The organism is Streptococcus uberis (assembly GCF_900475595.1).
Taxonomy (GTDB): Bacteria; Bacillota; Bacilli; order Lactobacillales; family Streptococcaceae; genus Streptococcus; species Streptococcus uberis.
Genome location: NZ_LS483397.1, coordinates 306,182 through 319,786, shown reverse-complemented (window position 1 = coordinate 319,786; position 13,605 = coordinate 306,182). Strand labels below are relative to the sequence as shown.

The window sequence follows — 13,605 nt, the reverse complement described above, 5'->3', positions numbered from 1 at the left end:
TATTTACCACACTATATTTTTATGGAGTGGTCAATTCCCTAATCTAAAGACAGAAAAAAAGAGACCATGTCTCTTTTAAGCTTTTTCCACTTCTTGGATACACCAATTGATCAATGTTTCCAAACGGTCTTTTTGATCCGTCATATCCAGATAACCCATGACAGCTTCAAAACCCGTTGACATGCGATAAGTCACCACGTCAGCGTTTTTGGCCTTGGTATGGCTATGGCTGTTACGGCCACGACGGTATATGTCCTCTTCTTTTTCGGTTAAAAGCTGGGCTTCTAACATTTTTTGAATCAGGCTTGCTTGTGCTTTAGCCGACACATAACGCGTCGCCATATGGTGTAACTGACTTGGCTTGGTTTGCCCTGAAAAAATCAGGTGCTTACGGATATAATAAGAGTAAACCGCATCTCCTTCAAAAGCTAAAGCAATACCATTGATCAGATTGACATCTACGTTAGTCACGTGTCCACCTCACGCCATCTTTAGTGTCTAATAACTTAATACCTTGACTAGCCAGTTGATCCCGAATCTGATCGGCTTTGGCAAAATCTCGCTGAGCACGTGCTTCCTGGCGCTCGGCAATTAGGGCCTCAATATCAGCATCTAAAACCTCTTCTTCAAAGACGATACCAAAAACCGCTAGCATCTCTTCAAAAGCAGTCTTGATTTCCGCTGAATAATGCCCAGAGTTAATCCATTTGGCAAAGTCAAAGACGACAGTGATGCCGTTGGCTGCATTAAAGTCATCATCCATGGCTGCTTTAAAGGCCTCAATGTAGGTCTTATAGCCTAGATCACTTGTTTCAGCTACTGGAAGTCTATAAGTGTTTTTTAAATACTTGAGGTTCACTTCGGCATCATGAATGGCTTTTTCTGTGAAATTGATGGGTTTCCGGTATTGCTGGGTTGCAAGGAAGAAACGTAAAACTTGTCCATCTACAGTTTTCAACATGTCATGAACCGTCACAAAGTTACCCAAGGATTTAGACATTTTTTCATTGTCAACATTGACAAAACCATTATGCATCCAATAGTTTGCGAAGGTATGACCCGTTTTTGCTTCTGACTGGGCAATCTCGTTGGTATGGTGTGGAAACTCCAGGTCCGCACCGCCACCGTGAATGTCAATGGTATGGCCTAACAGTTCCGTAGCCATGACCGAACACTCAATGTGCCAGCCTGGTCTTCCTGGTCCCCATGGGCTTTCCCAAGAAATCTCGCCACTTTTAGCGGATTTCCACAAGGCGAAATCCAAGGGATTTTCTTTTAAGTCTGTTTCACTATCTGTGCGTCCACTTGCTCCGACTTCTAAATCCGCCAAAGTTTTATTGGCTAAGCGGGCATAATTTTCGGACTTGGCTACTCTAAAGTAGACATCACCTGCTACCTGATAAGCGAAGCCTTTTTCCATCAAAACCGAAATAAAAGCAATGATTTCATCCATGTAGTCCATGACGCGTGGATTTTTTGTGGCAGGTTTAATGCCTAGTTTCGACGTGTCCTCCATAAAAGCTGCTATAAAGCGGTCGGCTAGTTCTTTGGGAGTGACACCATTTTCTGCTGCTGCTTTGATAATTTTATCATCAACATCAGTAAAATTTGAGATATAGTTGACTTGGTAGCCAGAATATTCAAAATAACGACGGATGGTATCAAAGGCAACTGCTGATCTGGCATTTCCGATATGAATGTAGTTGTAAACGGTTGGTCCACAGACATACATATTGACCTGATTGTCATTGATCGGTTTAAAATCACGTAATTGACGTGTCATGGTATCATATATTTTGATCATTCCGTCTTCCTTTTTATACTCTTGCTTACAATTTTGAGGAATAATAAGATTCCTCTCTTTTTTCTTCCATGCTTTTTATGGTAATGGCATCTTTTTGCCCATGAACACGGACAACTTTGGCCGGTACGCCAACGACTGTTACATCGGCTGGAACGTCTGATAAGACGACTGCAGCGGCACCCACTTTTGCATTTTCGCCTACTTCAATTGGGCCAATGATTTGGGAATGAGCTGAAATGAGAGCTCCTTTGCGGATGGTAGGGTGGCGTTTTCCCTTATCCTTACCAGTTCCTCCTAGGGTTACTCCATGGTATAGCATAACCCCTTCTTCAACTTCAGCCGTTTCACCAATGACCAAACCTGCACCGTGGTCAATAAAGACACCAGCAGCAATCTTGGCTCCAGGGTGAATTTCAATGTTGGTCAGAAATCGCCAAAACTGACTATTCATTCGTGCCAATAACTTAAAGTTGTGTTCCCATAGAAAATGGGAGAGGCGATGGGCTGCCAGAGCTTTTATTCCAGGGTAGGTTAATAGAACTTCCAGGGAATTTCGGGCAGCCGGGTCCAAGTCTTTGACAATATTAATGCTTTTTTTCCACCAGCCCATTCATTCTCCTTTTTACTTTTCGATATCTGTCCAATCGATTAAAATCTGTTCTTCATCGAAAGGATTAACAGCTACTCCGACTGTTTCATCTCTTTCATTTTCACCATTACGTGGTTGGTAAATATCTTCCAATTTCCAGGTCAGAATGACACCTTGTGCTTTTCGAAAGGCACCGCCAAAATCGTCTTGGTTATACCATTTGGCAAAACTTTGAAGATTTGAAAAGGCCGGTATATAAGATTTTCCTTCTGGTGTCGACATTGTAGGGAAAAAACGATCATAGTAGTTCTCGCTTTTTACTTGAACAAATGCTGGAACGAAATAAATCTTCTCGAAGGTGTCAGCTTCTTGATTCTCATCACTCATCACCTGATTTAAGATGGTGGTAAAGGTATTTAAAAACCGAATCATATCACTGCTTTTAAAAACCGTAGAATTCCCAAAATCCCCTTTTTTCTTGAGGTTGAAAACCAGTCCAGAGGCGCCTTTTTTAATGACTTCTTCTAGGACGGCAATAGCTGAGCGTTCTAACCAATATTGGCTTTGAGCATCTGTTTGATCCGCTTTAAAGAGGGCCATATCATCTTTATCTGTAAAAACTGGAACTAGTTCTTGACCTTCAATAGTGATGGTATAAAACTCTTTGCTTGCCCAAACTGGAAAATGATGAAAGGCATTTACCAATGCCACACTATCAAGAAAATTATCGGGACTATTGATAAAAGCTCTAAGACGTGTATCTAATTCATTCATCCTTAAGGTTCCTATTTTTCTTCACTTGCTGTTTCTGATTGGCTTTTTGAAGCTTGGTCATTACTTGCTTCCTTAGCTTCAGAGGCTTTTTCTTCTTTTTTCTCAGGTTTTGGTGGGCGTGGGATCAATGCTTTCATTGAAGCATCAACACGACCTTTGTCATCGACTTTGATAACTTTAACATCTACTTCTTCACCGACTTCAAGAACATCAGAAACATTTGCGGTACGTGTCCATGCAATTTCTGAAATATGGATTAAGGCATCTGTCTTATCAAAGAGGTTGACAAAAGCTCCAAATTTTTCAATACGGACCACTTTAGCATGGTAAACTTCACCAACTTTAGCTTCACGAACGAGGCTAGTGATAATTTCTTTGGTGCGATCAATAGCGGCTTGGTCACTTGAGAAGATTTGAACCAATCCTTCTTCATCAATATCAATTTTAACGCCTGTTTCAGCAATGATTTTATCGATGGTTTCGCCACCTTTACCAATAACAATCTTGATTTTATCCACATCAATTTGGATGGTATCAATTTTTGGTGCTGTTGGTGCCAATTCCGGACGTGGTGCTGGAATGGTTGCCTCAATCAAATCAAGGATTTCAAAACGGGCTTTCTTAGCTTGAGCAAGGGCTTCTTCAAGGATTTGCGGTGTGATTCCTTCAATCTTGATATCCATTTGAAGGGCCGTAATTCCGTCACGTGTTCCGGCTACTTTAAAGTCCATGTCTCCGAAGTGATCTTCAAGACCTTGAATATCAGTTAACACAGTATAGTTAGTACCATCTGAGATGAGACCCATAGCAATACCAGCTACCGGCGCTTTAATTGGGACACCACCAGCCATCAAGGCAAGTGTGCCCGCACAAATAGAGGCTTGTGATGAAGACCCATTTGATTCAAGAACTTCTGCAACAAGACGGATGGCATATGGAAATTCTTCTAAGCTTGGTAAGACTTGTTCTAAGGCACGTTCACCTAAAGCACCATGTCCGATTTCACGACGACCAGCTGCACCATAACGTCCTGTTTCACCAACAGAGTATTGTGGGAAATTGTAGTGATGTAAGAAGCGTTTTTTGTACTCGTCATCTAAGCCATCAATAATTTGTGTGTCTCCCATTGGCGCCAAGGTAAGAACAGAGAGTGCCTGCGTTTGTCCACGTGTAAAGAGACCTGATCCATGAACTTTTGGAAGAAAATCAATTTGGGCATCCAAGGGACGAATTTCATCAACTTTACGTCCATCTGGGCGCACTTTATCTTCTGTGATCAGGCGACGAACTTCAGCATGCTCCATTTGTTCTAAGATTTCAGCAACATCACGCATGATGGTTGCTAGGTTTTCATCTTCAGCAAATTTGGCTTCGTACTCTGCTTTAACTGTTTCTTTAACAGCTTCAGTAGCTGCTTCACGGGCTTTCTTTTCTTCGACTTGTACAGCTTTTTGAAGATCCGCATTGTATTTAGCTACAATTTCAGCTTGTAGATCAGCATCAACTTGTAAGAGCTCAACTTCTGCTTTTTCTTTACCAACGGCTGCCACAATTTCTTCTTGGAAAGCAATCAATTCTTGAATGGCTTGATGGCCTTTCAAAAGTGCTTCCAACATGATGTCTTCTGATAATTCTTTTGCTCCAGATTCCACCATGTTGATGGCTTCTTTGCTACCTGCTACTGTTAATTCTAATAGCGAAGCCTCCATTTGCGCTTTGTCTGGGTTGATGATAAATTCACCATCAATATAACCAACTTGAACACCTGCAATTGGTCCGTTGAAGGGGATATCTGAGATAGACAGAGCTAATGATGAACCAAACATAGCTGCCATTGGTGCGCTAGCATTTTCATCATAAGAAAGAACGGTGTTAATCACTTGGATTTCGTTACGGAAACCTTCTGCAAACATTGGGCGGATTGGGCGGTCGATAAGGCGTGCTGTTAAGGTTGCATCTGTTGATGGGCGACCTTCACGTTTCATGAAACCACCTGGGAATTTCCCTGCAGCGTACATTTTTTCTTCATAATTGACTTGGAGTGGGAAAAAGTCTCCTGTTGCCATTTTTTTAGACATGACAGCAGCTGTTAAGACAGTTGATTCCCCATAACGGACAACGGTTGCTCCATTTGCTTGTTTTGCCACTTGGCCAACTTCAACAACTAATGGTTTGCCAGCAAAGGTTGTGCTAAAGGTTTGTTTTGACATAAAATCATTTCCTTAGAAGAATGACATCTTCAGTCATTCTTTCCTTTCAAAAAGTTTTTCGGTATTTTTCGGTATACGATGTTTTCCTACAAAGAGCAACCTAAGAAATGGTCTTAAACTCCTCTTTGTATCAAACGTCGTATCTAAACAATTTTACCATAAAATCATGAAAATAGCACAGGGCTAAAACCACTTTCCAGAGACTTTTCCTTCTCCTAGCTGTCAAAAGAAGATTTTAAAAAAGACTTATCAAAACCAGGATTTAAAAGAGATAACTCAAAAAAATCCGTGATAGCAAAAAAAGACACCCCCATTATCAAAGCGTCTCCTATCTAAATATTTTGAATCAAAAATGATAATGTCAGAACATGTCATTCCTAGTCAACATATGGTTCCCTGAAAATCTGTCGAAGGCTCCCTCCCACTCGGTCAAACTTAAGTTTAACACATCGCAACTAACGACGGTATATAAAAAAGTCAGCCCAAGTATGAGCTAACTTTTTTGATTCCATTTAAAATCTCCTTCTGACAAGACCCCTTGAGGAAATCTATATGCAATTTAACAAGTATCTCAATAAATAAAAAGCCCTCTGCCCCTCTCCTTAGTTAAACCTAGCCTAGCATCTGATTTAACACGCTAAGTTCTATCGCGAACTTAGCTAAAGGACAGACTAGCTTTTTTCAGGAAAAACATCGTTCCCTGAAAAAAGCGTCGTAGGCTCTCTCCCACTCGGTTAAACTCAAGTTTACCTTATCGCAGCTTTCGACGGCATAATGAAAGGACAGTTCAAAATCGAACTGTCCTTTTGATTAAATTTAAAATCTCCTTCTGACAAGGCCTCTCCTTAGTTAAATCTGGACTGGCGTCCGATTTAACGCGCTAAGTTCTATCGCGAACTTAGCTAAAGGACAGACTAACTTTATTCAGGAAAAAGATCGTTCCCTGAATAAAGTGTCGCAGACAAAGCCCATTCGAAGAAATATATATACAAATATCAAGTATTTCAAGAATTAAAAAGCCCACTGCCTAGGCAGCAAGATAAGGTTAATCTTGGGATTACCTTATCGCAGCTAACGACGGCAGAGGGCTTTTTAAACTTGAAATTAACGACGTAAACCAAGAGATTGAATAAGCTCACGGTAACGGTTAACATCTGTACGACGTAAGTACGCTAACAAGTTACGACGGTGACCAATTTTTTTCATCAAACCACGGTATGTAGCGTGGTCTTTTTTGTGTTCTTTGATATGTCCGTTTAAGTGGTTGATTTCCCAAGTAAGTACTGCTACTTGAACTTCAACTGAACCAGTATCGCCTTCATGACGTGCATATTGAGCGATGATTTCATTTTTTTTCTCTTTTGAGATTGCCATAATTTTTCTCCTTTTTTTGCTTAATCCGAGTCCTAGGATTGGCACTCCTAAAACCAAGAAAAAGTTGGTGTGTCTTGCGACTTATCTATTCTACCAAATTAAGTCATTATGGTCAAGATTTTCTCTTTTTCTTGAAAGTGACCGACAGCTTAATCTTTCCTTTGATCCAGATAAGCATTATGACACCGAGCGTTAAACTCAGCAGGGCATATACCAAGTAGGGAAGAGTAATCGAGTGATGAAAGTGAGAAAAAAGGTCAAGCACGATGGCTGCGCCGCCTCCACCTAGATTGCAACCAATGAGGACATAGGTTGTTGCCTTGGTAAGCTCTTGGGGTGGTATTTTTTCTGACAGTTGATTAAAGACTACAGTGACTCCGACACTGTAGATAAAACCTGTCACAAGAGCGCCTAGCCCGACAAGGATGAGATTATCAGCTGCCCATAAGACTAACATGCCTAACCCTAGTGAGATGGCAACTATTGGTAACAAAAATGCTTTGAAAATATCTAAGAGACGGCTAAAGGTGATTCCTGATAAGATGCCCATCAGCATCATCAAACTTAGGATAAGACTGGCTTCTTTTGGGCTTCCGAGTTGCATTTTTTCGATGACGAGTGGGATCCGAAGGGTATTTGAGGTATTGATGAGGATGACAAATCCAGCGTAAACTGCCATTCCTATAATCATTAAGCGATCTTTGCTATTAAAGGATTTCTTATCCATTTGTGTGGCTCTTGGTTTTTGCTTGTCTTCCTTAAGTTGGGGAACAAAGAGAAGATAGAGAGCTAGGATAAGCAAGGCAAAGAGGTAAATAGCGAAGCTTTTTGACCAACCAAGGGTGACTAAAAATCCTGCTAAAAAGGTAAAAACTGAGGAACCTAACACTTCTGCTGAGGAGCGATAACCTAATAGCCTTACTTTTTCTTTACCTTGGTAACGTTCACTGATGATGTTGATCACTTTGGCATTGATGAGCCCAATGCCTGCTCCAAGTAAGAGGCGTGAGGTAAATACAAGTGGGTAAGCTTGTGTCACTAGGGGTAAGCCCCCTCCTAAGGCTATTAAAAGCAGGCCAGAACTGATGATCTTTCGTTCTGTTAGGTAGGGGCTGATGATTGGATTTAGGAAAAGCATGGCTAAGATGGCAAAGGAGGATAGGGAAAAGAGGATGGTAACCTGACTGGCACTGTAACCTTTTGCGTTATATTCGGCCATCATTTGGGGTAAGGCTGGCGCTACCGAAAAGGGTGAAATCATCATTAAAGAGAGGCTTAGTAGGCTTATTTTTTTCAATTGGTCTTTCATCGCGATTCGTTTCCTCATGTCTTGTTTATTTAAGTTATCTCCAGTATAATCAATAGCAAGAAATAAAAATAGGACCTAGGTCATAAAAAAGAGATGAAGACGATTTCAGACACCAACTTATTAAATAAACTACTAAAGAAACATGGACTTAGTCATTTTTTTCCAAGTACGGTTCAAAAAGACCTTCACTTGCTGCTTTTTCAAAAAAATGAGGCCATTTGTTTACAAGATCAGGACTTGGATTTTATTGGCTATGCTTTAGAAGGAGCTGTCAAAATTGTGAGACGGTTGCCAAATGGTAAGGAGCATGTTTTAGAAACACATGCCAGGCCATCTTTGATTGGAGATATTGAACTCTTGACTAATCAAAAGGCTGTTACTTCGGTCATTGCCTTAAAGTCCACTTACTTCATTTATCTGCCCCTTAGAGACAAAAAAAAGCTTTTAAAAGACCCAGATTTTCTCTATCGAATTGGCCAAGTATTGGCAAATAACTTTTACCAACAAAACGTCAAGTCCACTCAAAATATGGGCTATACGGTCAAAGAGCGTTTGGCCAGACATATTTTAGATCAAGAGAACAACGGTGTCTTTGGTTTAGAATTATCCCTCTTAGCAGATTCTTTTGGGACCAGTTACCGCCATATACATCGAGTCATTCAACAACTGATCAGTCAAAACATTATTGAACGACAAGCTTTCAAAAGCTATTGTATTACTGATTTTAAGTCTTTAGAAGCCTTAGCTTTGAAAGAAGAATAATCTCTTATTTTGATTTTCCTGAAAGGATTTTAATGACACTTTTGGTAAAGAATCGGACTATTGTAAAGATTTTGTAAATTTTAAGCAAAGTCGAACAAAAGGCATTTATTTTCCTATATAATAGGGATAAAAGGAGATATTTATGAACATTGCAATTGTTGATATTGGTTCTAACACCATTCGCCTGAACATTTACCGCCTTGACAAAAAAGAATATTCCATATTATTTACCAAAAAATATACTGCCAGTTTAGCTTCCTATGTGGAAGATGGGAAACTCAGCCGTGATGGCATTGACACCTTGAAAAGGACGATTTCTTCAATTGAGGAAGTCACTCAATTTGTTGAACTTGAATCCATCCATTATTTTGCGACAGCTTCTTTAAGAAATGTCAGCAATCAAGATGAGGTTATCAAAGAAGTTAAAGATGACCTAAATGTCACTATCGATTTATTAGCCCAAAGTGAAGAAGCTCGTTTAGGACACATCGGTATTGAAGAAGTCTATGGCCAATCAAATGGTCTTTCCATCGATATTGGTGGTGGGTCAACAGAGATTGCTATTTTCAAAGACAAGCAAATTGTGAAAGATTTTAACTTATCTGATGGTAGCTTATCATTTTACAAGAAATATGTTGAAGGGATTTTACCAACACAAGATGAATTTAGTCAAATGTCTGATAAAGTCAAAAAATCACTCAAGAAAAACAGCGATGACTTACCAAGCTTTGACACCTTAATTGGGATTGGCGGCAGTGTTCGGGCCATTGGAAAAGTGATTCAAAAAAATGAAAATCTGGATAGCCCCCTTGAATTTACCATTGATCAATTAAAAACCTTGTCTAAAAAACTCTTGAAAAAGGATAAAAAAACCTTGGTGGCTGTTTTCAAAGTGGCTCCTGATCGTATCCATACCTTGACTCCTGGAGTCGTTATTTTATTAGAAGCCTGCAAAGATTTTAAAGTTAAAACCATTCGCATTTCTAATAAAGGTATTCGTGAAGGCTATCTATTAGATTATCTAAACAAGAAGACTACAAACTAAGCATTTGAGTGGAGAGGAGGTTTATAATGCCCACGAGATATATGCAAAATCGTGAACTTGCCTGGTTACGTTTTAACGAACGTGTTTTAGTCGAGGCAGAAGCTGCCGAAGTACCTTTACTTGAAAAATTAAAATTCATCGCTATTTTTACTAGTAACCTAGATGAATTTTTCATGGTTCGAGTTGGAACTTTACATGATTTAATGTTAATGAAAAAACATAAAATCGATTCCAAATCTGACATGACCGCAGCCCAACAAATTGATGCCATTTTGGCCATGATGCCATCTTTATACCAAAAACGCGATCGCATTTATCAAACCATTATGTCTGATTTAAGAGATTTTCATATCAGACAACTCCGTTTTTCGGAATTAAACGAAGAACAAAAAACATTTGCCAATCGCTTTTTCAAACAAAGGGTTGATGAACTGATTTCACCGCAAATCATTGACATGAGTCATCCACTTCCTTTTTTGGAAAATAAAAGACATTACATTTTGACAGAGTTGGAAAAAGATGACCAAAAAATGTTTGGCTTGCTTCCTATCAGAGAAGATTTCCAACAAGTCTTGACCTTACCTGGACATCAAGTGGATTATATACTTACCGAAGAATTGATTCTTGAGAAAATCGAGAAAATCTTCAATGGCTATAAGGTTTTAAATAAAGGCATTATTGCTGTCACACGTAATACTGACTTGAATACAGATAATGAAAATCAAGATATGTTTGATAACTATCGTGACTTCATGAAGGCTATTGTGAAGAAAAGAAAACGTCTAAATATCGTCCGACTAGAATCACAAGGTCCTCTTTCAGAAACAAGTAAAGCATTTTTATTTGATAAATTAGGACTTGATGAAGATCATTATTTAGAAAGTCAAACACCTCTAAGCATGGAGTTTGTCTTTAAAGTCATGGATATTGTTCCGTCAGCTGTTAAAAATGACATGCTCTATCCTAAAATTAATGCCTATAATCCATATAAGAATACACCATCTATCATTGAGAAGATTCGCCAAGAAGATCAACTCTTGTCATATCCCTATGATGATATCGATGCCTTTGTTGCCCTTTTGAAAGAAATTGCGGAAGACCCTCAATGTCGTGCCATCAAAATCACCATTTACCGTTTGGCATCTCAGTCTAAAATTGCAGAGCAGTTAATTAAAGCAGCTGAAAATGGCATTGATGTTACCGTTTTGATGGAGTTAAAAGCTCGTTTTGACGAAGAATCCAATATTCAATATGCTAGCATCTTAGAAAAAGCTGGCTGCAATGTCATCTATGGATTCGAAGAATTCAAAACCCATTCCAAAGTCTTCCTGGCTATTTTCAAAGACAGTTCCCAAAATATCCATTTCATAACACAATTAGGTACTGGTAACTATAATGAAAAGACCTCACGGATTTATACCGACTTCTCATTACTAACAGCGAATACTGAAATTGGTTTGGATGCAAATGATTTCTTTACTCACTTAGCTCTTGGTAACTTAAATGGCAAGTATAAACATCTTCTCCAAGCACCATCAAGCTTGCGTCAGCAATTTGTGGAATTGATTGACAGGGAAATAGCCAAAGGAAAAGATGGCTACCTCTTCTTTAAATGCAATTCCTTTACTGACAAGGTCTTCATTGATAAATTAGTAGAGGCATCCCAAGCCGGTTGTACCATTAAATTGATCATTAGAGGTATTACGTGTCTTTTACCTGGTGTTGAAGGCGTAACCGACAATATTGAGATTCATAGTATTGTCGGGCGTTATTTAGAACATCCTCGTGTTTACATTTTTGGTAAAGATGACCAAATGGCTATGTACATCTCTTCAGCCGATTTGATGACACGAAACATGGAAGAAAGGGTTGAAATCGCTGCGCCAGTTTATGATAAAAAAATTCAAAAACGTATCATGACATACATGACCAAACAATTCTCAGATACTTTAAAAGGTCGAAAGATTTCACCAGAAGGAGAATTTTTAGCCATCCCTGTGGTTAAAGGTCAAAAAGCCTTTTCGTCACAAGATACCTTTATAGACGAAGCTGAAAAACAATTTCAGAGACAACTGAGACTTGAATCTGTTCAAAAAGTCAAAAGAAAATCACCGCTTCGCAAATTCTGGAATCATTTCATCAATAAATAAAAAAGGGAACCCAGCAGGGTTCCTTTTAATTGTCCTATCTTCTTCTCTCTCTCTTTAGAAGAATCTTATGTTTGGAGATTGGATTTATTATACAGGAGGCTAATAAAAAAAACAAGTAGTCTGTTACAAAAAAAGAAAAGAAAAAATCAGTTTTATCCTACTTGTATGGTCAAATCCAATCAAGTATCTCCTTTTAGTCTAAAAAAGATAGGCCACTTATTTCTGCTATTTTTTGGATTTTTTAAGCTTTCCAGTGTAAACTAAGGCATCATTATAAGGAGAAACCATGTCTAGTAAGAAATATTTACGTTATAGTCTGTTATCAGCAAGTATGTTTACTTTATTGGCGTTTGCTATTATTAATCACTTTAAAGTGATGACCTACATTGATAACGGTCTGTTCAATCTTTTATACGATTACCATTCCCCTTGGTTAACAGGGGTGATGATTGGCATTTCCAACATAGGAAGTCCAGCCATCACAAGCCTACTTCTCATCTTACTGATACTCATCTATCGCCAGTCAAGCAAGCAAGCTCTTTTCTTGATGACCTTCTATTTTGGAACAAGTGCTCTTGCACTAGTTTTAAAATTGGTTATCCATAGAAGTCGTCCTTTATATCAACTCTTACCAGATTCCGGCTTCAGCTTCCCGAGTGGTCATAGTGTTTGTGCTGTTTTGTTGTTATTGATGGTTTTATTCCTATTAAAAGAGAATCCTACTTTCTTAAGTTTATGCATTCGTTGTATAACCTTTGTTTTTACACTATTGGTATTACTATCACGGGTTTATTTACGAGACCATTTCCCGACTGATATCTTAGCTTCTTTAAGCCTCGATTTTTCCTCTTATTATTTATTACTTGCCTTTATTGGTTGACATCATTGAAGGCAATGACTAATAGAAGCTCGGCTTTTAAAAAAGCTGAATTTGTGTTATAGTATTTCCAAGAATACTAAAGGAGTTATAATGTCTGCACAAGATAAAATCATTAAAGCAAGCCATTTGATCACTATGGATGATATTATCCGCGAGGGAAATCCGACTCTCCGAAAAGAAGCAAGTGAAGTTAGCCTTCCTCTTAGTGATGAAGATATCATTCTCGGTGAGAAAATGATGCAATTTTTAAAACATTCCCAAGATCCCGTTATGGCTGAAAAACTAGGCTTAAGGGGTGGTGTTGGATTAGCTGCTCCGCAATTGGATATTTCTAAACGCATTATCGCAGTTCTAGTACCCAATATGGAAGATAGTGAGGGTAATCCACCAAAAGAAGCCTATAGCTTACAAGAAATCATGTACAACCCAAAAATTGTTGCTCATTCTGTACAGGAAGCCGCTTTAGCTGACGGTGAAGGTTGCTTGTCTGTTGATCGTTTGGTCGAAGGCTATGTGGTTCGCCACTCACGCGTAACTGTTGATTACTATGATAAAAAGGGTGATAAACACCGTATAAAACTCAAAGGTTATAACGCCATTGTTGTCCAACATGAAATTGATCATATTAATGGCATTATGTTCTATGATCGCATTAATAGTCAAAACCCATTTGCCATCAAAGAAGGCATGTTGATCATTGAATAAAAA

Annotated in this window: 12 protein-coding genes; 5 read left to right on the top strand and 7 right to left on the bottom strand. The window is 38.8% G+C overall.

The features are described from left to right. Positions 1-75: 75 nt before the first annotated feature. The 7 genes from DQM95_RS01840 to DQM95_RS01805 all read right to left on the bottom strand — a co-directional run bounded on the left by DQM95_RS01840 (position 76) and on the right by DQM95_RS01805 (position 8,060). Complete coding sequence (locus tag DQM95_RS01840; RefSeq protein ID WP_012657819.1) at positions 76-471, bottom strand: Mini-ribonuclease 3; 396 nt, start codon at positions 469-471, stop codon at positions 76-78. Further along, positions 464-1,804, bottom strand: coding sequence for a cysteine--tRNA ligase (gene cysS, locus DQM95_RS01835; RefSeq protein ID WP_012657818.1), 1,341 nt, complete (start codon positions 1,802-1,804; stop codon positions 464-466). Before cysS ends, DQM95_RS01840 begins: the two co-directional genes overlap by 8 nt. A 25-nt stretch (positions 1,805-1,829) precedes the next feature. Next, the gene (gene cysE, locus DQM95_RS01830) at positions 1,830-2,414 is read right to left on the bottom strand and encodes a serine O-acetyltransferase (protein ID WP_012657817.1); all 585 of its coding nucleotides are present in this window, start codon (positions 2,412-2,414) and stop codon (positions 1,830-1,832) included. A 12-nt stretch (positions 2,415-2,426) separates the two neighbouring features. Next, positions 2,427-3,167: an SseB family protein gene (locus tag DQM95_RS01825; RefSeq protein WP_037593235.1), complete on the bottom strand. Its 741-nt coding sequence runs from the start codon at positions 3,165-3,167 to the stop codon at positions 2,427-2,429. Positions 3,168-3,178: 11 nt separating this feature from the next. Then, the gene (gene pnp, locus DQM95_RS01820) at positions 3,179-5,377 is read right to left on the bottom strand and encodes a polyribonucleotide nucleotidyltransferase (protein ID WP_037593233.1); all 2,199 of its coding nucleotides are present in this window, start codon (positions 5,375-5,377) and stop codon (positions 3,179-3,181) included. A 1,104-nt stretch (positions 5,378-6,481) separates the two neighbouring features. Then, entirely contained in the window at positions 6,482-6,751 is a 270-nt protein-coding gene (gene rpsO, locus DQM95_RS01815; RefSeq protein WP_003083869.1) for a 30S ribosomal protein S15, read from the bottom strand. Between the two features lie 112 nt (positions 6,752-6,863). Beyond that, positions 6,864-8,060, bottom strand: coding sequence for an MFS transporter (locus tag DQM95_RS01805; protein ID WP_046391098.1), 1,197 nt, complete (start codon positions 8,058-8,060; stop codon positions 6,864-6,866). Positions 8,061-8,153: 93 nt separating this feature from the next. Here DQM95_RS01805 and DQM95_RS01800 point away from each other — a divergent pair, with 93 nt between their 5' ends. The 5 genes from DQM95_RS01800 to def all read left to right on the top strand — a co-directional run bounded on the left by DQM95_RS01800 (position 8,154) and on the right by def (position 13,602). After that, positions 8,154-8,822 carry a cyclic nucleotide-binding domain-containing protein gene (locus DQM95_RS01800; protein ID WP_037593228.1) on the top strand — a complete coding sequence of 223 codons (669 nt, stop codon included), beginning with the start codon at positions 8,154-8,156 and terminating at the stop codon, positions 8,820-8,822. A 142-nt stretch (positions 8,823-8,964) separates the two neighbouring features. Further along, positions 8,965-9,867 carry a Ppx/GppA phosphatase family protein gene (locus DQM95_RS01795; protein ID WP_037593225.1) on the top strand — a complete coding sequence of 301 codons (903 nt, stop codon included), beginning with the start codon at positions 8,965-8,967 and terminating at the stop codon, positions 9,865-9,867. 26 nt (positions 9,868-9,893) lie between these two features. Continuing rightward, complete coding sequence (locus DQM95_RS01790) at positions 9,894-12,017, top strand: RNA degradosome polyphosphate kinase (RefSeq protein ID WP_037593223.1); 2,124 nt, start codon at positions 9,894-9,896, stop codon at positions 12,015-12,017. A gap of 286 nt (positions 12,018-12,303) precedes the next feature. After that, the gene (locus DQM95_RS01785) at positions 12,304-12,897 is read left to right on the top strand and encodes a phosphatase PAP2 family protein (RefSeq protein WP_111685915.1); all 594 of its coding nucleotides are present in this window, start codon (positions 12,304-12,306) and stop codon (positions 12,895-12,897) included. A gap of 90 nt (positions 12,898-12,987) precedes the next feature. Further along, entirely contained in the window at positions 12,988-13,602 is a 615-nt protein-coding gene (gene def, locus DQM95_RS01780; protein ID WP_012657809.1) for a peptide deformylase, read from the top strand. Positions 13,603-13,605: the final 3 nt, after the last annotated feature.

Excerpts from the sequence above, each read along its gene's own strand:
- cysS (WP_012657818.1), bottom strand. The coding sequence starts at position 1,804 with ATGATCAAAATATATGATACCATGACACGTCAATTACGTGATTTTAAA.
- cysE (WP_012657817.1), bottom strand. The coding sequence starts at position 2,414 with ATGGGCTGGTGGAAAAAAAGCATTAATATTGTCAAAGACTTGGACCCG.
- DQM95_RS01825 (WP_037593235.1), bottom strand. The coding sequence starts at position 3,167 with ATGAATGAATTAGATACACGTCTTAGAGCTTTTATCAATAGTCCCGAT.
- pnp (WP_037593233.1), bottom strand. The coding sequence starts at position 5,377 with ATGTCAAAACAAACCTTTAGCACAACCTTTGCTGGCAAACCATTAGTT.
- rpsO (WP_003083869.1), bottom strand. The coding sequence starts at position 6,751 with ATGGCAATCTCAAAAGAGAAAAAAAATGAAATCATCGCTCAATATGCA.
- DQM95_RS01805 (WP_046391098.1), bottom strand. The coding sequence starts at position 8,060 with ATGAAAGACCAATTGAAAAAAATAAGCCTACTAAGCCTCTCTTTAATG.
- DQM95_RS01800 (WP_037593228.1), top strand. The coding sequence starts at position 8,154 with ATGAAGACGATTTCAGACACCAACTTATTAAATAAACTACTAAAGAAA.
- DQM95_RS01795 (WP_037593225.1), top strand. The coding sequence starts at position 8,965 with ATGAACATTGCAATTGTTGATATTGGTTCTAACACCATTCGCCTGAAC.
- DQM95_RS01790 (WP_037593223.1), top strand. The coding sequence starts at position 9,894 with ATGCCCACGAGATATATGCAAAATCGTGAACTTGCCTGGTTACGTTTT.
- DQM95_RS01785 (WP_111685915.1), top strand. The coding sequence starts at position 12,304 with ATGTCTAGTAAGAAATATTTACGTTATAGTCTGTTATCAGCAAGTATG.
- def (WP_012657809.1), top strand. The coding sequence starts at position 12,988 with ATGTCTGCACAAGATAAAATCATTAAAGCAAGCCATTTGATCACTATG.